Here is a 20,096-nt window from a genome sequence, read left to right as displayed (position 1 = left end):
GATCAGTAAATGATAGGCATTCGCATTTTATGAATCAAGCGTGACGATCCTGATGGCGCAGCTGGGCCTAGAACCTGAACACCACGGTCGCCGCGTGCAGCAGCAGGCCGATCAGGCCACCCACCAGGGTGCCGTTGAAGCGGATGAACTGCAGGTCGCGACCCACGCTCAGTTCCAGCTGCTCGACCAGGTGACGTTCGTCCCAGCTCTTCACGGTCTGCGCGATATGCGTGGTCACGCCCTCGCGCAGGCGGCCGGTCAGGCGCTGGGCGCCCTCCAGCAGATGCTGGTTCAGCGCATCGCGCAGGGCCGGGTCGGCCTGCAGGCTGCTACCCAGCGAGGCCAGGCTGCGCTGCACGTGGCCGACCAGCGCCGAATCCTCACGCTGCAGATCGGCGCGCAGGCTGGCATGGATGCGCGCCCACAGCCCCTGCACGTAGTCCTGCAAGGCCGGGTGGTCGATCATTTCCTGCTTGAGCTGTTCGATGCGTTCGGCCAGGGCCGGGTCCTCGCGCAGGCGCTGCACGTAGTTCTGCAGCCAGCTCTCGTAATCCTGGCGCAGCGGATGCTGCGGCTCGGCCAGCACCTGCTGCAGTTCTTCCAGCACCGCCCGCGCCAGGCGCTCGGCCAGGCTGTCACCGATCTCGTCGATCGGCTTGACCCAGTTCACCGTGCTCGACAGCGTCGGCCACTCGCGCTGGATGTAACGCACGATCAGCTGCGAGGCGCGTTCCTTCACCTCCGGCTGCTCCAGCCAGCGCCCCAGCCGCTGCAGGCCTTCGTCCAGCACGCGCTGGTGGCGTCCGTCGGCGGTCAGCAGGGCCAGCAGCTCACCGGCGGTGGCGGCGGCATTCCACTGCCTCAGCTGCTGCACCACGAAGGCGTGCAGCTGCCGGCGTACGGCAGTTTCGTCGAAGAAATCCAGCGCCTGCAGCGCCCAGCCGCGGGCCATGTCGGCCAGCATCCGTGAGCGCGCCGGGTCGGCCAGCCAGCTGCCGAGGCGGCTGGCCGGATCGAACACCTGCAGCTTTGCCAGCAGCACCTGTGGTTCCAGGAACTGGTCGCGCACGAACAGGGCGAGGCTGTCGCCGATGCGTTCCTTGCTGCGCGGGATGATTGCCGTATGCGGGATCGGCAGCCCCATCGGCCGCCGGAACAGCGCGACGACTGCGAACCAGTCGGCCAGTGCGCCCACGGCCGCTGCTTCGCAGAAGGCCGAGACCCAGGCCCAGATGCCGCGTTCGCCCTGCCAGTGGCTGACCGCGAAACCGGCCAGCATCAACAGCAACAGGCCCAGCGCGAGGGCTTTCAGGCGCCGCAGCTGAGCGCGGCGCGGATCGTGGGCAGGCGTCATGGCACGAGTCTAACCGGAGCCCGGTGACGCCCGTCTGTAGAGCCGAGCCCGCGCTCGGCTGCCTCGCGCGCGGCAGGAGCAGCCGAGCATGGGCTCGGCTCTACAGCGGCGTGGCGCGAGCTGTTACATCGCTTCCAGCTGTTTGCGCAACGCCGCCAGCTGCGCGCGCAGGGTGTCGTTCTCGCGGGTCAGCGCGACCACGCGGCGGCGCAGCGCCGGGGCATCCTCGCCCAGCTGCTCCAGTGCCGACAGCACCTCGGCGTCGCGGCTGGCGATCTGCTCTTCGTCCGCTTCCTCGAAGTCCATCTCGGCTGCTTCCGGCTTCGGTGCGCGCGGCTTGCGCTTGGACTCGCGCACGCGCTTGGCGGCCTGCTTCAGCTCATCCTTGCCACCGGCGGCAGCGGCGCGCTGCTCGTCTTCCGGCAGGTCGGCCACGGCAGCGGCAGCGCTGATCGAGATCACGCCGGCCTTCACCGCTTCCACCACCTCGGCCGCGGCCTGGGCGTGGATGCGTTCGATCATGCCGACCTGGCTGGTGCTCAGCTTGGCCTCGCGGGCCAGCTCGGCGCGGCTGATCTTCGGTGCCGGCTCCCACGGCGGGCTGTCTTCACCCGCGTCCTCGACGGCTTCGGCGGTGCCGTCGCTCTCGCGCTGCAGCTGGGCCTGTTCGACCTGCTTACGGGCGGCCAGGATGTCGCGCTTGCGCAGCGCCAGTACGCCTCGTTGGAAGTCGGACACGCTGCGGCGGCCAAGGTGCTGCTCGATCATCCACAGGTGCACATCTTCCATGCTCTGGAAGCGGGTGTTCTGCACGGTATTGAACGGCAAGCCATGCTTCTGGCAGATACCGAAACGGTTGTGGCCATCGACCAGCACATCACCCCACAGCACCAGCGCATCGCGGCAGCCTTCGGCCAGGATGCTGCGCTCCAGCGCGTCATGTTCGTCCGCGGTGAGCGGGTCGATGTAGGCCTTGAGTTCTTCTTTGACGACGATATCCATGGGCACGGCAGCGAGCAGGAGCGGAACCGCCCATTGTACCCGCTCGCCACCGCCGGCCCGGGCTCAGGCGGTGGCCCGGATCATCTCGCCCAAGGTGCCGGTGATCTGATCGATCTGTGCCTTGTCCACGATCAGCGGCGGCGACAGCGCGATGATGTCGCCGGTGCAGCGCACCAGCAGCCGGCCGTCGTGGAAGCAGCGCCGGAACACTTCGTAGCCGCGGCTGCCGGGGGCGTCGCGGCGCGGTGCCAGCTCGACCGCGCCGACCAGCCCGAAGTTGCGGATGTCGATCACGTTGGGCAGGCCCTGCAGCGCATGCAGCCGTTCCTGCCAGTATTCGCCCAGCTCGATGGCACGCTCGAACAGGCGCTCCTCGGCATAGACCTCCAGCGTGGCCAGCGCCGCTGCACAGGCCAGCGGATGCCCCGAACAGGTATAGCCATGGAACAGCTCGATGGCCTGTGGCGGTGCCTGCATCAGGGTTGCATGCACGGCGTCGCTGGCTAGTACCCCACCCAGCGGTACCGCGCCGTTGCTGACCGCCTTGGCGAAGGTCAGCAGATCCGGGGTGACCCCGAAGCGCTGCGCGGCGAACGGCATGCCGACGCGGCCGAAGCCGGTGATGACCTCGTCGAACACCAGCAGGATGCCGTGCTGGTCGCACAGCTCGCGCAGTCGCTGCAGATAACCCGGTGCGGGCAGGATCACCCCGGCGGAGCCGGCAATGGGTTCGACGAATACGGCGGCGATTGTCGAAGCGTCGTGCAGCGCAATCAGCCGCTCAAGGTCGTCGGCCAGTTCCGCACCCTGGCGCGGCAGACCCTTGCTGAATGCATTGCGTGGCAGGTCCAGGGTGTGCCGAAGGTAGTCCACGCCGCCCAGCTGCAGGCCGAACGACTTGCGGTTGTTGGGCAGCCCACCCAGCGCCATGCCGCCGAAGCCGACCCCGTGGTAAGCCTTCTCGCGGCTGATGAAGCGCGTGCGCTGGCCCTCGCCACGCTGGCGGTGGTAGGCCAGCACGATCTTCATCGTGGTATCCACCGCCTCGGAGCCGGAGCTGGTGAAGAACACATGGTTGAGCGGGCCCGGAGCCAGTGCGGCCAGTCGCTGCGCCAGCGCGAAGGCCGGCGGCGAGCCCATCTGGAAGGCCGGCGAGTAGTCGAGCGTGCGTGCCTGCTCGACGATGGCCTCGACGATACGTGGGCGCGCGTGGCCGGCGTTGCAGCACCACAGGCCGGCGGTGCCGTCGAGGATCTGGCGACCGTCGACATCCTCGTAGTGCATGCCCTCGGCACGCACCAGCACACGCGGCGCAGCCTTGAACTGGCGGTTGGCGGTGAACGGCATCCAGTACGCGTCCAGTGACTCGGGGCGCTGGGTGGCCAGGTCGTGCAGGTCGCTTTCGGGACGCTTCATGCCAGCTCCATCGGGTCCGATGCGATGAATGTAGCGCAGCTGCGTCACGGCGGAGTCGCGGCGGCCCCGGTATAACCAGGACTCGTTGAATGTTGGAGCTTCCCATGGCCGATTTCCCCGACCGCAGCCACTGGCAGGCGCTGGCCCTCCAGCTGTCGATGCCGGGCCAGGCCTTCATCGACGGCCGCTATGTCGATGCCGCCAGCGGCGCCCGCTTCGACTGCATCAGCCCGATCGACGGTCGCGTGCTGGGGGCGGTTGCCGACTGCGACGCGCAGGATGTCGAGCGCGCGGTACTGGCAGCGCGGCGCAGCTTCGAGGCGGGCCACTGGTCGCAGGCAAGCCCGGCCCATCGCAAGCGCGTGTTGCTGGCGCTGGCGGCATTGGTGGACGCGCACGCCGATGAGCTGGCCCTGCTGGAAACCCTGGACATGGGCAAGCCGGTGCGTGACGCGCGCCGTATCGACCTGCCCGGCGTGGTGCGCTGCCTGAGCTGGACCGCCGAAGCGGTGGACAAGCTGTACGGTGAGGTCGCACCCACCGGCCCGCACGAGCTGGGGCTGGTCACGCGCGAGGCCGCTGGGGTAGTGGCGGCCATCGTGCCGTGGAATTTCCCGCTGTTGATGGCGTGCTGGAAGATCGCGCCTGCATTGGCGATGGGCAACTCGGTGGTGCTCAAGCCTTCTGAGCGGTCACCGCTGAGTGCGCTGCGGTTGGCGGCGCTGGCCGCCGAGGCGGGCCTGCCGGAGGGCGTACTGAACGTGCTGCCGGGCCATGGCGCGCGCGTCGGCGAACCGCTGGCGCTGCACATGGATGTGGACGTGCTGGCCTTCACCGGTTCCACTGCCACCGGCGCGAAGCTGCTGGAGTATTCCGGGCGATCCAACCTCAAGCGGGTCTGGCTGGAATGCGGTGGCAAGAGCCCGCACGTAGTGTTCGCCGATGCTCCCGATCTGGACGCCGCCGCCAAGGCCGTGGCACAGGGCATCTTCTTCAACCAGGGTGAAGTCTGTACCGCTGGCTCGCGACTGCTTGTGCAACGCTCGATCCGCGAGGACTTCGTGCACCAGGTAATTGCCTACGGCCAGCGCATGCAACCGCGGCACCCTTTGGAGGCGGATGCACCGATGGGCGCACTGGTGGATGCCGCGCACGTGGACAAGGTGCTGGCCGATATCGCGCGGGCCGAAGGTGAGGGCGCCCGCCTGTTGCTGGGCGGCCATCGTGCCGAGGTGGAGGCCGGCGGTTGCTACGTGCAACCCACCGTGTTCGACCGGGTGCGCCCGGAGCAGGCCTTGGCACGTGAGGAGGTATTCGGGCCGGTGCTGGCTGTACTCGGCTTCGACGACGAGGCCGAAGCCGTGCGCCTGGCCAATGACAGCCGCTACGGACTGGCCGCGGGCCTGTGGACACGTGACCTGGGCCGCGCCCATCGGGTCGCGCGACAGTTGCGCGCGGGCAGCGTATGGGTGAATGGCTGGGATGGCGGTGACATGACCGCGCCGTTTGGTGGTTACAAGCAGTCCGGCAATGGGCGGGACAAGTCACTGCATGCGTTCGACAAGTACAGCGAGATCAAGGCTACCTGGATCCAGTTGTAACCACGTGGCTGCTTGACCGCTGTTCGCTCTTTGCAGAGCCGAGCCATGCTCGGCTGCATCTGGCGAAGCGCAGTCGAGCATGGCTCGATTCTACAAAGGCGTGCCCGCTACCGGCAGCGGGCACTCACCTGCAGCACTGCCGCACGCAGCACGTCGCGATCGGCTTCTTCGACCGCGTTCTGGAAATAGTCCATGTCCTGCTTGCCCAGCTCGCACGGGTCGACGGTGTATCCGGGTGGCCACAAGCCCAGCAGCTGCGCCACGCCATGCACGATCTGCTCGGGGCTCATCTGCCGACGGATCCGGAAGTAATTGCGGCGCGGCCCGAACGCGGGATGGACCTCGCGCCGACCGATCAGGCGCGGGGCCACGCCCGCTGCGCTGATGCCGTCACCGCCATCGATGCTGCCCGCAGGCAGGCCCAGCAACAGTGGCGCCGTTGCAGGCGGTTCCTCTGACGCGGGCGCGATGGCATCCGTGGGTGCGGCCGGGGCCGGACGTGGCGCTGTCGATGCGGCTGGTCGCGCCGCCGATGCGGAGGGCAGCGCCGGGTGTGGTTGTACCGCCGCGGGTTGCTCCGGCGGTAACCAGCGCAATGAAATCCTGGCAGCTTCGTCGCTGTGCAGCGTCATCCTGCCACTGCCCAGCAGCCACACTGCCATCAACCCATGCACCAGCAGCACCACCAGCCATGCCGCCATGCGCGGCAGCTTCGGCGAATCGGACCACGACAGCGCGACTGCAGTCATCGGCAAAGCATCCATGCAGGGACCGGTGGCGCAGCCTAGCGGGCGGCCCGAAAAATTTCGTTGGCATCGGTGTCGGCTGAAACCATCGCCCCGTGCGGCCGTCGGCCCGTGGCAGAATCGGGCGATCCGCCGTTACCCGTGTTGCCGATGTCGACGATCACCGCTGCCGCGCCGCCCGTGAATTCCCCCAGTCGAGTCCTGCTGGCCAGCCTGATCGGCACCACCATTGAATTCTTCGATTTCTACATCTACGCCACGGCGGCGGTGCTGGTGTTCCCGCACCTGTTCTTCCCGGACAGCAGCGAACAGGCGGCGCTGCTGCAGTCACTGGCAACGTTTGCGGTCGCGTTCATCGCGCGCCCGGTGGGCTCGGCAGTGTTCGGCCACTTCGGTGACCGTATCGGCCGCAAGGCCACGCTGGTGGCCGCGCTGCTGACCATGGGCCTGTCCACGGTGCTGATCGGCCTGCTGCCCACCCATGCCCAGATCGGGCTGTGGGCCCCCGCGTTGCTGGCGCTGTGCCGCTTCGGCCAGGGCCTGGGGCTGGGCGGCGAGTGGGGCGGGGCGGTGTTGCTGGCCACTGAGAACGCGCCGCCGGGCAAGCGGGCCTGGTACGGCATGTTCCCGCAGCTGGGCGCACCGCTCGGCTTCCTGCTGTCGGCCGGCATCTTCCTCGTGCTCGGCCGCTGCCTGAGCCAGGACGACTTTCTGCAGTGGGGCTGGCGCATTCCGTTCGTGGCCAGCGCGCTGCTGGTCGGCCTTGGCCTGTGGGTGCGCCTGAACATCCACGAGACGCCCGATTTCAGGAAGGCGCTGGAGCGCAAGGCGCCGGTGCGGCTGCCGATGTGGACGGTGCTGCGTGACCATCCGGTGCCGATGCTGCTGGGCACCCTCGGTGCCTTCGCCACCTTTGTGCTGTTCTACCTGATGACGGTGTTCAGCCTGGGCCACGGAACTGCGGTGCTGGGCTACAGCCGCGAGCAGTTCCTGCTGATGCAGATGGCCGGCATGCTGTTCTTCGCGCTGGGTATTCCGCTGTCGGCGCGCTATGGCGACCGTTGGGGCACGCGGCGCACGATGATCGTCGCCAGCGTACTGATCGTCGGCTTCGGCGTGCTGTTCGCACCGCTGTTCCAGCCGCACAGCCCGTGGCTGGTCACTGGCTTCCTGTGCCTGGGCCTGTTCCTGATGGGCCTGACCTACGGCCCCTGCGGCACCTTCCTGGCCGAGATCTACCCGGTGGAGGTGCGCTACACCGGCGCCTCGCTGTCATTCAACCTGGCCGGCATCCTCGGCGCGGCACCGGCGCCGTACCTGGCCACCTGGCTGGCTGAACGCTTCGGCCTGGTCGCGGTGGGCTACTACCTGTGCCTGACCGCGGTGGCGACCCTGTGCGCGCTGGTGGCACTACACCGGCGCGCACTGAGGCTCAACCAAAGAAGCGCTTGAGCGTGCGCCCCAGCCAACCGCCGCCCTGGTGTTCGCGGGCGAACTGGTTCAAGTGCGCCTTGACCTGTTCGGCATAGGCCTGGTCATCACCGCGGATGTGGTTGAACAGCCAGCGCGAGAGCATGGTGCGCAGCTCGTCGCTGATGTCCTCGCCGGCCTGGAAGCGCATGCGGTATTCCGAAACCCGCTTGATGAAGACCTCATGCACGCGCTTGTGCGCGGCACAGAACGGGTAGCCCGCTTCCTCCATCAGCTCCTCTTCGAACGCGAAGTGCGACATGGTGTAGTCCACCACCTCGTCGATCACTTCACCCACTGCCGCACGCTGCATGCTGGCCTGGGCCACGTGCAGGTGGTTGAGCATCTCGATGATGCGGCGGTGTTGTTGGTCGATCACATCGATGCCGATGTTCAGATCGTCCTGCCAGACCAGTAGTGCCATCCCCGGCTCCCCTTCATGCGTATGTCGGGGCCGACTGTAGAGCCGCCGCGCGGGTGCGGCGTTGATCTGGATCAAAGCGGGCCGGTCAGGGCAGGGCAGGCTCGCGCGGGCGCAGCGGGCTGGCCACCGTGGTGCAGCTGACCCGGTTGCGGCCACCGGCCTTGGCCAGGTACAGCTGGCGGTCGGCCTCGGAGATCAACCGGTGCAGTGCATCGCGCTGCGGGCGCAGGCAGCACAGGCCGATGCTCACGGTCATGCGCAGGGTAGCGCTGCCGATGTCCACTTCCAATGCGGCGATGCGCTGGCGCAGTTCCTCGAAGTACAGCAGCGCCTCGTCCTGTTCCATGTCCGGCACCAGCAGGCAGAACTCCTCGCCACCGAAGCGTGCGATCAGGTCCTGGCTGCGTGCATGTGCAGCCACCGCGCCGGCCACTGCCCGCAGTGCATCGTCGCCGGCTTCATGGCCGTGGGTGTCATTGATGTGCTTGAAGTGGTCGATGTCGATCATCGCCACCGCCACGCACTGGCCATGCAGCTGCAGCTGCGGCAGCTGGCGCTGGCTCTGCTCCAGGAAACAGCGGCGGTTGGGCAGGCCGGTCAGGAAGTCGCGGGTGGCCAGATCCTGCAGGGTGCCAATCAGTTCCAGCTGGTCCACGTTCTGCGAGACACGGCAGAAGAATTCCTCGCGCGAGAACGGCTTTCGCAGGAAGTCGTTGGCGCCGTTCTTCAGGAAGCGTGGGATCAGCGAGGCATCGGTATTGCCGGAGATGCCGATCACCGCCACCTTGTCGCGCGAGCGCAGGGTACGCAGGCGGCGGGTGAACTCCACGCCCTGCATGCCGGGCATTTCCTGGTCGACCACCGCCAGGCGGATTGCCGGATGCGCCTCGATGGCAGCCAGGCCCTCGTTGCCGTCGGCGGCTTCATGCACCTCATGGCCGTACATGCGCAGCAGGGCCGCAGCGTAGCCACGCGCGGATGGCGAATCGTCCACCACCAGCGCGGCGATGCGGCGGTTGCGTTCCAGCCGCTGCACCAGCCACACCAGGTAGTCGATGCTGCCGGGGGTGTTCTTCAGCACATAGTCGATGATCTGCTGCTGCAGCACGCGCTTGCGCAGGTCCTCGTCGTACACGCCGCTGACCACCACCGTTGGCAGGTCGCGCTTGAGGAAGAACTCGACCACCGCATCGCGGTCGCCGTCGGCCAGCACCAACCCGGTCAGCACCAGGAACCAGCCGCCGCCTTCGTTGAGCAGGCGGTCGGCCTCGGCGAGGGTAGAGGCGATCACCACCGGCAGTTCCAGGCGCTGCTCGATGGCTTCGCGCAGCATGCCGGTGAACGCACGGGAATTTTCGACCAGCAGGATCCGCTGTGGCAACGGATCGGCCAGGTCGCCATCGACGGCGGCCTGCGGCAGGACGGGCATGATGCGGTGGCTCACGAAGGAGGGCTCGGCACGGATAGCGGCGGTTTCGGGTGTAACTTTAGCGGCGAACGTTGCGCGCCGCGCCAGATTCCGTGTCAGGCCGCCGCGGGCGCCGCGTGGGTGATCGATTCATGCAGGGCCAGTCGCAGCCGGTTGCCCCGGCAGTGAACTGTACCGCCGTAGGCAAGCATTCGACCGGCCAGGCGCTCGACGGCCTGGTCGGTGGTGCGTGCCGACAGCGTGCAACCACGGTCGAGCAGGCTCACGACAGCAACGATGCCGCGACGTCCGCCCGCTCGGCCACTTCGGGCACGCACGCAGACCTGCCCGGTCTCCAGCTCCAGCAGCAGTGACACCGCCTCGATCAAGGAGCGGTAGATGGCCAGTTGCAGATCCACGGACAGCAGGCAGGGGTTCCCCGCCAGCCTGGGCGGAATGACGCGATGCGTGTTGTTCCAGATCTCGCATGCGCCGCCTGCGCGCAGGGCGATGTACAACCCGACCTGCTCCAGTCCGGTGGGGTAGACCATGCTGGCCTGCTCGCGGAACAGGCGTGAGTGCACGGATGACGCGTGTTGCAGGCTGTTCGCCACGGCATGATGGCCCTGAGCCTTCAGCCAGCTGACCATCTCGCTGAGCGAACTGTCCATGCCCTCGCCCAGATGCTTCAGATGGGCGGCCCGTTCACGCAGCTCGCGCTCGCTGGTCTGGTGGGAGCTGCGTGCCAGGCGCAGGGCGTTCCGTTCAGCCTGCCAACGGGCCCGCGCGCGTTGATGGTGATAGCTGATGCTGGATCCGAGTGCGAGCAACGCGACGCTGATCACAGCCATGTTCTGTTGGGTGGCGAACGTACCGAGGTCGAAAGAGGAGGGCAGGCCGGTGCTGGGCGTAGCGCCGTGGAGTGGGAGATTCAACAGCGGAATTGCGATGGCCGCGCCGCGCCAGCCATGCATGAAGGTCAGGGCGATGGCAGGCAGGGCCGACAGAAGGACAAGATGTGTGCGGGTGGTATGGGCGCTGCTGTCCGTCAGTTGCATGCCCAACCCCAATATCAGCATCGCCAGGATCGCCGCAGCTGTAGGCGCGACAAAGCGAGTGCTCCAACTGGGATCCACGTGCCGCTGCGCCCAAAGGAAGGCCAGTGGGAGCAGGGTAATGATGGCCGCGAAGTGACCAAAGATCGTTCGGTCGACCGCGTCCAGCAGGTTGCTCGGCGGAGGATTCGACCAGAGGACATATGAAATGCTCAGGTTGAGAGCCGGGACGAACAGTGCCGTGCAGATCGACAACGACAGCAGCCAGAGGCCGGTGGCTGCGTCGGACGGCATTCTCCTGAGGTGAAGGTGGACTACCAGCATCGCCATCGGCATCAGAAGCGTCGAGGCCAGAATGACCCAGGCCAAGCCATAGCTGTCGATCATGGGGATGCGCAGTGTTGCGAAGTATGCGTACTCCCCCAGCAAAAGGTAGGGCCACAAGCGGGGCGGGACGATCAGCAGTGCTGCTGCCCGGATGCCTGCGGGCAGGAAGAACTGATCAAGCGAGAATTGGCGCGAGGCGAGGCAGCTCAAGGCATAGGCGGCCGCGAGTGTGATCCCGACCGGCCGGATCCGGAAGCTCAGTTCAATTGCCTTCTTGAATCGGTCCAAAAAACAAGCCTCCCTTGCTCGCGCTCAGCTACCGCTGGCCCGCTACTGGACACTATCCACTAGATCGTCGCAGGCGCAATCAGCATCCTCCTTCTTCTGCAGATGACATGGTGCGGGCAGGGGGGAAGGGGAGAGGGGTGCACGAATGAAACTAAATCGTCCGGATTATCCGTCAATCACTTTGTTGTGGCGGGAAGACGCTACTATCGTTTCGAGGTTGTCTGCTCTTATCCCGACCAGGAGGTCATTGTGCGATCCATACTTGTTGGTGTTGTAGCCGGGGCAACATTGTTCGCCGCAGCTCCGGTATTCGCGGGTGATAAAGGGGGCGGTGACTACCACGGCAGTCCCTTGGCAAGTGCCGCAGTTTCGAAGGCAGGCCTTGGTGAAACCAACCCTGCTGCCGCAGACATCAGCGCCGATCCCGCTTGGCAGGTGTATGCCTTCCAACGCGATGGCATGGTCTACCTGCAAGTCAACGATCTGACCGGTCAGGTGAAGCTGATCATCGGCAATGCCGCGGGTGCGTACTTTGCATTGCCTGCCGGCAAGTCCGCAGCACTTGTTTCGCTTCCCGGTCAGCGACTCACTGTCCCATCCAGTGCAAAGCGTTCCGAGGTGTATCGTGCGCAGGACGTGGTACTGGTGCGGTATGCCACCGCGGATGGCGACATCTGGTCTGTCGAAACACCGTAGCGCCCGGACCGGAGGGCTTGAGGCGTGCGAGCGATCAAAACCGCTTGCACGTTTCTGCGGTCACGCTCAGGGGGGGAATGCCCGCTATCGAAACAGAAGTCAGTAGACCTTGTCGTTCAAGCCTGAGCGCGTGAGGGACCCGCTTCGAGTCCCGAAAGGCTGTTCCGGGCATGTGATGAAAAAGCATCCAGAGGAGCGGCTGCACCCGTTTCCTTCATTGCCAGCACGATGCGATTTCGGTTGCATTTCAGTGTGCCGCCGTAGGCAAGCGTCCTGCCGGCCAGTCTTTCCATCGCGGCGGCGACGGTCGTGTCCGAAAGGCGTTGATGTTGATCCAGCATTGACACCGCTATCAGGATTCCACGATGCGAACCCATCCGTCCGCAACGCGCCCGCACGTGGATCTGTCCCGTTTCACCCTGGATCAGCAGTGACACCGCATCTATCACAGTGCGGTAGGCAGCAAGCTGCAGTCCGACACTGAGTTGACAGGGGTCGCCAAGCAACGACGGATTGGCTACGCGAGCCGTTTTTTCCCATGCTTCGCGAACGCCACCTGCTCGGAGGGCAACATAAAGGCCGAGCTGCTCCAGGGCGGTCGGATAAATCATGCTTGTCTGCTCGCGGAACTGGCGCGAATGAATCGACGCCACATGTACAAGGCTCTCCGCAATCGCATGATGGCCTTGTGCAGTAAGCCAGTTGATCACCTCGTCAAGCGCATGATCTATGCCATCCCCAAGCTTCCGCAGATGCAACGCGCGTTCGCGGAGATCCAGCTCACTGGCGACATGGGAGCTCCGAGCAAGTCTGATGGCATTTTTCTCGCCGACCTCCCGCAGTCGATAACGGTGATAGTAGTGAGTGATCCGGGAGCCCAGTATGAGCAGTGCTGCGCCCGTGACGGCCATGATCTGCTGGGTCGCGAACGATGCAGGATCGAATGACTCAGGGTGAGATGAGGGTGTTGTCAGACCGATAATCATGTTCAGGGTCGGCACGCCGATAGCGGCGCCCCGCCACCCGTACACGCATGTGAGAAGAACGGCGGGAAGCGCCATGAGGAGTTGCAGGGATACTTTTGTCGTCACTGCATCAGCAGGTACGTCCGCAGCCCAAAGGCCGAACACGACCATCAGCGCAAGTGCTCCTGCCATCTGTGCGATATCCCGTTTTCGGACCTGCACTTCAGCCTTGCCTCGCGACCACAGCAGCACAAGCGGCGCAAACGTGAGTATGCCGATGAAGTCACCTACTACCAGGCGGACGATTCCGGTCAGCAGCGGAAAAGCGGGAGGTGTTGGCCAGAGGGAGTTCGCCAGAAGCAGGTTGATCAGTGTGACGGAAACTGCAGCGAAGGCAGCAATCGAGATGAGCCAAGCGTTCTTTACTGCCGAGATTACATTGCGATGGAGATAGACGATCGTCATTACAACCGGCATCTGGAAGACCGAGCCGAGAATGACCCATGTCAGCCCGTACCGTTCGATCATCGGCACTCGCATCTGTGCGAAATAGGCGTACTCGCCCAGCAGGAGATAGGGCCAAAGCCGAGGAGGACAGAGCAGTACCGCAGCCACGCGTACACCAGCGGGCAGATAGAACTGATCAAGGGACAACTGGCGGGTGGCCCAACAGGCAATGGCATACAGCACAGCCAGGGCAAGTCCTGCCGGATGGATGCGCAACTTCAGCTGCAGGCCTTCATTCCACCAGTTCAATCGCACTACCCCTTCACAGTACGTTCCCTGTCAGCATCCATTCGCCGCGGGACCCGGTTCTTACCGACGGTATCGACACGCGTTCGATTATGCAATCACCTCAGCGCAGCGCCGGGCAAGTGAGAAAATCATCACATGATTTCCCGTGGCGACGGGTTTCACAGTTTCCGAGGGAGCTGACTTGGTGTGATCCCTGATCAGCTCACCACAACGCATCCCGCAGCTTGTACCACGACATTGCCGCCACCAGCAGCGGCATCCGCAGCAGCCGACCGCCGGGGAAGGGGGCATGCCGCAGGCGCTGGAACACGTCCAGGCGCTCGCTCTGGCCTGCAATGGCGGCGGCGATCACCTCCCCGGCCAGCCCGGCGGCGGCCACCCCATGGCCGGAGAACCCTTGTGCGAAGTACAGGTTGCCGTCCAGCCGGCCCCAATGCGGGGCGCGGTTACGGGTGATGTCCACATAACCGCCCCAGACCTGCTCCAGTGCCACGTCGGCCAGCTGCGGGAAGACTTCGTGCATACGTCGCTGCATCACGCCGCGCAGGCCGGGCGGGGGCAGTGCCGAGTAGCTGGCGCGGCCACCAAACAGCAGGCGGTGGTCGTGGCTGAGACGGAAGTAGTCCAGTGCCCAGGCGGTGTCGGCCACGGCCATGTTGTTGCCGATCAGGGCGCGGGCGCGCTCGGCACCCAGCGGCGCGCTGGCGCCGATATAGGTGCCGACCGGCATGATCCGCCGTTCCAGCTCGGGTAGCAGGCCCTGCAGCCAGGCGTTGCCAGCCACCACAAGATGCGCGGCGCGCACGCTTCCCTGCGCGGTATGCAGGGTGGGCTGCGTTCCGCGCTGCACGCGGGTCACTGCGGAGTTCTCGTGGATCACCACGCCGGCCGCACGCGCGGCATCGGCCAGCCCGCGGGCATAGGCCAGGGGCTGCAGGTGCGCGCTGAGCGGATCGAACATCGCGGCGCGGTAGCGTGGGCTGTCCAGCTGTGCGCGCAGGGCATCACGATCCCACCACTGCATGGGGTAGTCGTAGTGGCGTTGCAGATGCTCGCAGTTGGCCCGCAGGTCGCGCTCATGGCGTTCGCGGATCGCGACGCTGGCGTGGCCTTCCACCCAATGGCAGTCGATGCCGTGGCGATCGATACGTGTGCGCATTGCCTGCACCGCGTCGCGTGACCAGTCGAACAGGTGGCGCGCATCATCACGACCGAGCTGACGCTCCAGTTCGTCCACCTCGCAGCCATAGCCGACCAGCGCCTGGCCACCATTGCGACCGGACGCGCCCCAACCGATCCGCTGCGCGTCCAGTACCACCACGCGCTGGCCACGCGTAGCCAGTTCAAGTGCGGCGGTCAGGCCGGCATAACCCGCGCCGAGCACTGCGACATCGGCCTGAACCTCACCCTGCAGCGAGGGCAGTGCGGGCGGTTCGGGCAGGCTGTAGGCATACCAGCTGGGCGGGAAGGCGGCACTCACTGCAGGCCTCGCGGGCGCAGTGCGGGAGGGGGGAGCGGGGGAGAACGATCAGCATTCACCCGCGTAGTCTCGCCGATGCGTGACAGCCGTGGCGTGATGGCGAAGACTTGCCGCCTTCGTTGGCCGGCGGGTAACGTGTTCGCACGCCAAGGAGTTTTCCCATGCGCCGCCTGCCCTGGGTGGGCCTGCCCACCGACAGTACCGTGCTCGGCCACCACCGTTTCGCGGTGGCTGGCGAGAAGTACGTGCGCGCGCTGGCCGAGGCCGCCGAAGTGACCCCGGTGGTACTGCCGAGCCTGCAGCCTCCCTTGCCGGCTGGCGACTGGCTGCAGGGGCTTGATGGCCTGCTGTTGACCGGCGCGGTCAGCAACATCGAACCGCAGCATTACGAGGGCGGCCGCAGCTGGCCGGGCAATCCGCATGACCCGGCCCGTGATGCCAATGCGTTCGCGCTGCTGCGCGAGGCGCTGGCGCTGGACCTGCCGGTACTGGCGATCTGCCGCGGCTTCCAGGAACTGAACGTCGCGCTGGGGGGCAGCCTGCATCCGCAGGTACACGCGGTGCCTGGCCTGACTGACCATCGCGAAGACCCACAGGCGCCGGTGGAGGTGCAGTACGGGCCGGCCCACGCGGTCACCCTGGTCGCCGATGGCTGGCTGGCGCAGTGGCACGACAGTGACCGCGCACAGGTCAATTCGGTGCACGGGCAGGGCATTGCCCGCCTCGCGCAGGGCCTGCAGGTCGAGGCCGTGGCAGATGATGGGCTGGTCGAGGCGGCGCGCAGCCTGCACCATGGTTTCGTGCTCGGCGTACAGTGGCACCCGGAGTGGCGTGTCATGCAGGCGCCGTTCTATCACGCTATTTTCCGTGCGTTCGGCCAAGCTTGCCGGCAGCACCAACAGAACCGACTGGATTCCCGATGAGTTCCCGAACGCGCCCGCGAAAGACGGCCACGCCCCCCGCACCGCAGGAAAGCAGCCTGCTGCGCTGGCTGAAGGAACGGCGCATCACCGAGGTCGAGTGCCTGGTGCCGGACATCACCGGCAACGCGCGTGGCAAGATCATTCCCGCCGACAAGTTCTCGCATGATTACGGTACGCGGCTGCCCGAAGGCATCTTCGCCACCACCGTCACCGGCGAGTTCCCTGACGATTACTACGACCTCACCTCGCCGTCGGACTCGGACATGATGCTGCGCCCCGATCCGGACACGGTGCGCATGGTGCCGTGGGCGGCCGATGCCACCGCGCAGATCATCCACGATTGCTACACCAAGAACGGTGAGCCGCACGAACTGGCGCCGCGCAATGTGTTGCGCCGCGTGCTGGCGGCCTACGCCGAGCTGGGCCTGCGCCCGGTGGTGGCGCCGGAGCTGGAGTTCTTCCTGGTACAGAAGAATACCGACCCGGACTTCCCGCTGCTGCCACCGGCCGGCCGCTCCGGGCGGCCGGAAACCGCGCGGCAGTCGTACTCGATCGACGCGGTCAACGAATTCGACCCGATCCTCGACCTGATGTACGACTACGCCGATGCGATGAAACTGGACGTGGACACGCTGATCCACGAATCCGGCGCAGCGCAGCTGGAGGTCAACTTCACCCATGCCGATGCGATGGACCTGGCCGACCAGGTGTTCCTGTTCAAGCGCACCATGCGCGAGGCGGCGATGCGCCACGGGGTGTATGCCACGTTCCTGGCCAAGCCGATGGAGAACGAGCCGGGCAGCGCCATGCACATCCACCAGAGCCTGGTGCGGGTGAGCGATGGCAGCAATGTGTTCGCCGGTGAGACCGATGCCGAGGGCGAGTTCAGCCCGGTGTTCGGCCACTACCTGGGCGGCCTGCAGAAGTACGTGCCGCAGGCGATGGCCTTCTTCGCGCCGAACGTGAATTCCTATCGGCGGCTGGTGTTCGGCGAGGTCTCGCCGAGCAACGTGCACTGGGGCTATGACAATCGCACCTGCGGGCTGCGCGTGCCGCTGGACACGCCGGAGAACATGCGCGTGGAAAGCCGTTTCGCCGGTTCCGACGCCAATCCCTACCTGGCGATGGCGGCGACCCTGGCCTGCGGCCTGCTGGGCATCCGCGAGCGCTTGGCACCGGACGCGCCGGTGACCGGCAGTGCCAAGGAACTGGGCTACAACCTGCCGCGCTCGCTGGGCGAGGCGCTGGACGGACTGGAGCAGTGCAGCGAGCTGCAGGCGCTGCTGGGCGAGCGCTTCTGCCGCGCCTACATTTCGGTCAAGCGCAAGGAATACGAGACCTTCTTCCGCGTCATCAGCTCGTGGGAGCGCGAGTTCCTGCTGCTGAACGTCTGAGCATCTGGAATAGAAAAATCCGCCGCCGGGGGGTAGGCTGGCACCCGTTGCCGGCCCCGCTGGCCCCCCTTTCCGCATTCTGGAGCACCCGATGAAGCTGCGTATCCTCACGCTCAGCCTGGCCTCTGCCATGCTCGCCGCCTGCAGCGGTGGCAACGGCGGCGCGCAGGACAGCCAGGTCCTGAACGTCTACAACTACAGCGATTACATCGCCGAGGACACCATCCCGACCTTCGAGAAGGAGAGCGGCATCAAGGTGACCTACGATGTGTTCGACAGTGATGAGATGGTCGAGACCAAGCTGCTGGCCGGCAACAGCGGCTACGACGTGGTGGTGCCGACCCTGAACTTCTTCGGCCGCCAGATCCAGGCCGGCGTGTTCCTGCCGCTGGACAAGAGCAAGATCCCGAACCTGGCCAATCTCGATCCGGCGGTGATGAAGCGCATCGCCACCCAGGACCCGGGCAACCAGTACGGCGTGCCGTACATGATCGGCACCACCGGCATCGGCTACAACGTGAAGATGCTGAAGCAGCGCTTTGGCGGCAGCACCGACATCGCCAACAGCTGGGACCTGGTGTTCAAGCCGGAGAACATCAGCAAGATGAAGGACTGCGGCGTGACCATCCTGGACACACCGGCCGACATGATCCCGATCGCGCTGCATTACCTGGGCCTGGACCCGCACAGCGGTGACCCGGCCGAGCTGCAGAAGGCGGCCGACCTGCTGAAGTCGATCCGCCCTTACGTGCAGAATTTCCACTCCTCGCAGTACGTGGGGTCGCTGGCCAACGGTGGTACCTGCCTGGTGGTCGGCTGGTCGGGTGACATCATCCAGGCCCGCGACCGCGCCGAGGAAGCCAGTAATGGCGTGCACGTGGCCTATTCGATCCCGAAGGAAGGCGCTCCGCAGTGGTTCGACATGCTGGCGATCCCGAAGGATGCCAAGCATCCGGAAGCCGCTTACGCGTTCATCAACTACCTGCTGCAGCCGAAGGTTGCCGCGGCCAACACCAACTTCATCCACTACGCCAACCCGGTGCCGACCGCGACCCCGCTGGTGGACGAGGCGATCCGGACCGATCCGACCATCTACCCGCCGGCCGACGTGGCCGAGAAGATGTTCACCTATTCGATCAACACGCCGGAGACCGACAAGCTCTACACCCGGCTGTGGACCGAGGTGAAGACCGGCCGCTGAGCCGGTCTGGCGCCGTCGGGCCTTGCCCGGCGGCTCCCTTACCCTGCGCCGGAGCCGGTACTCCCGCTTCGGCCCAGGTGCTGCAGGATGGCCGGCAGCAGGTCGCGTGCATCGCGGCCGCCGTTGCACAGGAACGATGAACTCATCCGCTGCAGGTTGTGCATGCCGATGAAGAACAACCCTGGCTGCGGTGAAACGCCGAACTCTCCGAGCGGATAACCGTGTGCATCCAGCGCGCCCTGCACGTCCAGCCACGGCCATTCGGCGACGAAGCCGGTGGCCAGCACCACCGAGCGGATGCCTGCGGCCTGCAGATCCAGCTCGCACGGCGACGGTTCCGGCTCCCAGTGCAGGTAGACCTCTTCGGGAATGTAGCGGGCATCGTCGGTGCGCGGTTCGGGCCGCGTTGCGTAGTACGCGCTGGCCAGCGAATCGAGATAGGCATATTCGGTCCGTGTCGCCTCGATCGCGGTGCGCAGCTGCGGACGGACATCGGCGAAGCGGGCGATGTTTCCACTGAATTCCTGCAACCGGCCCAGCAACCTGATGCCAGCGCGGTGCATCGCCAGCAGGCTGATCGAGCTGCCCAGGCCAGCACGTCCTTTGCCGGAAATCAGCGGGAACTCCGCGGTGCGGGCCTTGCGCAGCGCATCCGGTTCTCCGGCCAGTACGGCGGCCGCTTCACTCACATGCTGGTGGATGCGCCCGGCCATGTCCCACCAGGTCATCGAGTCCTTGCCGCGCAGCCGGCGGGTATGCGAATGACGCTGGGCCAGTGACCAGTACACGCTGCGACCGCTGTCGCGCAGATCCTGGGCGATCTGCGCGCCGGACTGCCCACCGCCGATGACCAGCACGGCGCCATCGGGCAGCTGGCGGGCACTGCGGTAGTCCCCAGAGTGCAGCACGGTGAGGCCTGACGCGGGCGCGAAGGGCACCCGGGGCATCCGCGCGCGGCGATATTCACCGGTGGCGACCACCACCGCGCGGGCGTGGACCAGCCCCTGGCTGCTGTCGATGGCATAGCCGCCGGACTCAGGCGCGACCTGGCGCACCACGCACCCCTCGCTGATCGGCAACGCGCGCTCGTCGGCATAGTCGCGGAGCCGCCGGATCACCTCCGGGGCCCCCATGAAGCCTTCCGGATCATCGCCGGCATAGGCATGACCGTGCAGGGCCATCGTCGCGTTGGCAGTGTTGGTCTGGAAAGACTCCCAGCGCCGCTGCCAGCTGGCGCCCACGGTTTCGGCCTCCAGCACGCGATGCTCGACGCCGGCCTCCTGCAGGAGCGCACTGAGGGACAACCCGGCCTGGCCGGCGCCGATGATGACCAGCGGCAGCCTTGCAGGCAGGGCGCCCGGCAGGCGGGGCGGGAAGGGGGAGGAGCTGTCCGGAGAAATCACCAGTGTGGGTCCATGCAAGGCTTTGATCCGGGCCATTGCGCGGGCAATGGCCCAGGCCTTCAACAGATCCGGTTCTGAAAAACGTTGCAGATCGGGCCGTCGCCCGTGGTGTCTGGCCGGGACGGGCGCAGGATGGTCCAGGGGAGCCGGGGCCTTCGAGCGCACAGGCCACCATGGCGGGGGAAAA

The 20,096-nt window shown here is 66.1% G+C and carries 16 protein-coding genes; 6 read left to right on the top strand and 10 right to left on the bottom strand.

The window, feature by feature from the left end; translation table 11 throughout:
- Positions 1 to 67: 67 nt before the first annotated feature.
- The 3 genes from HLA98_RS01305 to aptA all read right to left on the bottom strand — a co-directional run bounded on the left by HLA98_RS01305 (position 68) and on the right by aptA (position 3,772).
- Positions 68 to 1,354 carry a DUF445 domain-containing protein gene (locus HLA98_RS01305; protein ID WP_057500225.1) on the bottom strand — a complete coding sequence of 429 codons (1,287 nt, stop codon included), beginning with the start codon at positions 1,352 to 1,354 and terminating at the stop codon, positions 68 to 70.
- A gap of 123 nt (positions 1,355 to 1,477) precedes the next feature.
- On the bottom strand, positions 1,478 to 2,356 hold the full coding sequence (locus tag HLA98_RS01300; RefSeq protein WP_057500226.1) for a ParB N-terminal domain-containing protein: 879 nt from the start codon (positions 2,354 to 2,356) through the stop codon (positions 1,478 to 1,480).
- Positions 2,357 to 2,419: 63 nt separating this feature from the next.
- Entirely contained in the window at positions 2,420 to 3,772 is a 1,353-nt protein-coding gene (gene aptA, locus HLA98_RS01295) for an omega-aminotransferase AptA (protein WP_057500227.1), read from the bottom strand.
- 104 nt (positions 3,773 to 3,876) lie between these two features.
- On the opposite strand from aptA, the gene HLA98_RS01290 reads away from it, so the two are divergent.
- The gene (locus tag HLA98_RS01290; protein ID WP_057500228.1) at positions 3,877 to 5,373 is read left to right on the top strand and encodes an aldehyde dehydrogenase; all 1,497 of its coding nucleotides are present in this window, start codon (positions 3,877 to 3,879) and stop codon (positions 5,371 to 5,373) included.
- Between the two features lie 107 nt (positions 5,374 to 5,480).
- On the opposite strand, the gene HLA98_RS01285 is transcribed toward HLA98_RS01290, so the two are convergent.
- On the bottom strand, positions 5,481 to 6,122 hold the full coding sequence (locus tag HLA98_RS01285; protein ID WP_057500229.1) for a hypothetical protein: 642 nt from the start codon (positions 6,120 to 6,122) through the stop codon (positions 5,481 to 5,483).
- 147 nt (positions 6,123 to 6,269) lie between these two features.
- Between HLA98_RS01285 and HLA98_RS01280 the strand changes: the two genes are divergently transcribed.
- A complete protein-coding gene (locus HLA98_RS01280) occupies positions 6,270 to 7,571 on the top strand; it encodes an MFS transporter (RefSeq protein WP_057500230.1) in 1,302 nt (433 codons plus the stop codon).
- Here HLA98_RS01280 and HLA98_RS01275 read toward each other — a convergent pair.
- The 3 genes from HLA98_RS01275 to HLA98_RS01265 all read right to left on the bottom strand — a co-directional run bounded on the left by HLA98_RS01275 (position 7,552) and on the right by HLA98_RS01265 (position 11,091).
- Positions 7,552 to 8,013, bottom strand: a complete 462-nt coding sequence (locus tag HLA98_RS01275; RefSeq protein WP_004151683.1) for a bacteriohemerythrin — start codon at positions 8,011 to 8,013, stop codon at positions 7,552 to 7,554. The two genes, HLA98_RS01280 and HLA98_RS01275, sit on opposite strands and share 20 nt — an antisense overlap.
- An 85-nt stretch (positions 8,014 to 8,098) precedes the next feature.
- The gene (locus HLA98_RS01270; RefSeq protein ID WP_057500231.1) at positions 8,099 to 9,442 is read right to left on the bottom strand and encodes a diguanylate cyclase; all 1,344 of its coding nucleotides are present in this window, start codon (positions 9,440 to 9,442) and stop codon (positions 8,099 to 8,101) included.
- Positions 9,443 to 9,537: 95 nt separating this feature from the next.
- A complete protein-coding gene (locus tag HLA98_RS01265) occupies positions 9,538 to 11,091 on the bottom strand; it encodes an MASE1 domain-containing protein (RefSeq protein WP_057500232.1) in 1,554 nt (517 codons plus the stop codon).
- 249 nt (positions 11,092 to 11,340) lie between these two features.
- Here HLA98_RS01265 and HLA98_RS01260 point away from each other — a divergent pair, with 249 nt between their 5' ends.
- Positions 11,341 to 11,787: a hypothetical protein gene (locus HLA98_RS01260; protein ID WP_129550549.1), complete on the top strand. Its 447-nt coding sequence runs from the start codon at positions 11,341 to 11,343 to the stop codon at positions 11,785 to 11,787.
- Between the two features lie 116 nt (positions 11,788 to 11,903).
- Here HLA98_RS01260 and HLA98_RS01255 read toward each other — a convergent pair whose 3' ends face one another.
- Both HLA98_RS01255 and HLA98_RS01250 read right to left on the bottom strand, forming a co-directional pair.
- The gene (locus tag HLA98_RS01255; protein WP_080392865.1) at positions 11,904 to 13,514 is read right to left on the bottom strand and encodes an MASE1 domain-containing protein; all 1,611 of its coding nucleotides are present in this window, start codon (positions 13,512 to 13,514) and stop codon (positions 11,904 to 11,906) included.
- A 196-nt stretch (positions 13,515 to 13,710) separates the two neighbouring features.
- Positions 13,711 to 14,988 carry an NAD(P)/FAD-dependent oxidoreductase gene (locus HLA98_RS01250; protein WP_057500233.1) on the bottom strand — a complete coding sequence of 426 codons (1,278 nt, stop codon included), beginning with the start codon at positions 14,986 to 14,988 and terminating at the stop codon, positions 13,711 to 13,713.
- A 161-nt stretch (positions 14,989 to 15,149) separates the two neighbouring features.
- Here HLA98_RS01250 and HLA98_RS01245 point away from each other — a divergent pair, with 161 nt between their 5' ends.
- The 3 genes from HLA98_RS01245 to HLA98_RS01235 all read left to right on the top strand — a co-directional run bounded on the left by HLA98_RS01245 (position 15,150) and on the right by HLA98_RS01235 (position 18,506).
- Positions 15,150 to 15,911, top strand: a complete 762-nt coding sequence (locus HLA98_RS01245) for a gamma-glutamyl-gamma-aminobutyrate hydrolase family protein (RefSeq protein ID WP_057500234.1) — start codon at positions 15,150 to 15,152, stop codon at positions 15,909 to 15,911.
- On the top strand, positions 15,908 to 17,305 hold the full coding sequence (locus HLA98_RS01240; RefSeq protein WP_057500235.1) for a glutamine synthetase family protein: 1,398 nt from the start codon (positions 15,908 to 15,910) through the stop codon (positions 17,303 to 17,305). Before HLA98_RS01245 ends, HLA98_RS01240 begins: the two co-directional genes overlap by 4 nt.
- A gap of 91 nt (positions 17,306 to 17,396) precedes the next feature.
- Positions 17,397 to 18,506 (top strand): polyamine ABC transporter substrate-binding protein, encoded by a 1,110-nt coding sequence (locus HLA98_RS01235; RefSeq protein WP_057500236.1) that lies wholly within the window; start codon positions 17,397 to 17,399, stop codon positions 18,504 to 18,506.
- Between the two features lie 38 nt (positions 18,507 to 18,544).
- On the opposite strand, the gene HLA98_RS01230 is transcribed toward HLA98_RS01235, so the two are convergent.
- Entirely contained in the window at positions 18,545 to 19,945 is a 1,401-nt protein-coding gene (locus tag HLA98_RS01230; RefSeq protein ID WP_057500237.1) for a flavin-containing monooxygenase, read from the bottom strand.
- Positions 19,946 to 20,096 lie beyond the last annotated feature (151 nt).

This window comes from Stenotrophomonas africana (assembly GCF_013004645.1).
GTDB classification, from domain to species: Bacteria; Pseudomonadota; Gammaproteobacteria; order Xanthomonadales; family Xanthomonadaceae; genus Stenotrophomonas; species Stenotrophomonas africana.
Note: the sequence above shows the minus strand (reverse complement) of the source record. Positions and strands in the feature narration are given on the sequence as shown.

Coding starts and splice junctions, on each gene's coding strand:
- HLA98_RS01290 (WP_057500228.1), top strand. CDS start 3,877: ATGGCCGATTTCCCCGACCGCAGCCACTGGCAGGCGCTGGCCCTCCAG.
- HLA98_RS01230 (WP_057500237.1), bottom strand. CDS start 19,945: ATGGCCCGGATCAAAGCCTTGCATGGACCCACACTGGTGATTTCTCCG.
- HLA98_RS01300 (WP_057500226.1), bottom strand. CDS start 2,356: ATGGATATCGTCGTCAAAGAAGAACTCAAGGCCTACATCGACCCGCTC.
- HLA98_RS01275 (WP_004151683.1), bottom strand. CDS start 8,013: ATGGCACTACTGGTCTGGCAGGACGATCTGAACATCGGCATCGATGTG.
- HLA98_RS01270 (WP_057500231.1), bottom strand. CDS start 9,442: ATGCCCGTCCTGCCGCAGGCCGCCGTCGATGGCGACCTGGCCGATCCG.
- HLA98_RS01245 (WP_057500234.1), top strand. CDS start 15,150: ATGCGCCGCCTGCCCTGGGTGGGCCTGCCCACCGACAGTACCGTGCTC.
- HLA98_RS01285 (WP_057500229.1), bottom strand. CDS start 6,122: ATGACTGCAGTCGCGCTGTCGTGGTCCGATTCGCCGAAGCTGCCGCGC.
- HLA98_RS01235 (WP_057500236.1), top strand. CDS start 17,397: ATGAAGCTGCGTATCCTCACGCTCAGCCTGGCCTCTGCCATGCTCGCC.
- aptA (WP_057500227.1), bottom strand. CDS start 3,772: ATGAAGCGTCCCGAAAGCGACCTGCACGACCTGGCCACCCAGCGCCCC.
- HLA98_RS01305 (WP_057500225.1), bottom strand. CDS start 1,354: ATGACGCCTGCCCACGATCCGCGCCGCGCTCAGCTGCGGCGCCTGAAA.
- HLA98_RS01280 (WP_057500230.1), top strand. CDS start 6,270: ATGTCGACGATCACCGCTGCCGCGCCGCCCGTGAATTCCCCCAGTCGA.
- HLA98_RS01240 (WP_057500235.1), top strand. CDS start 15,908: ATGAGTTCCCGAACGCGCCCGCGAAAGACGGCCACGCCCCCCGCACCG.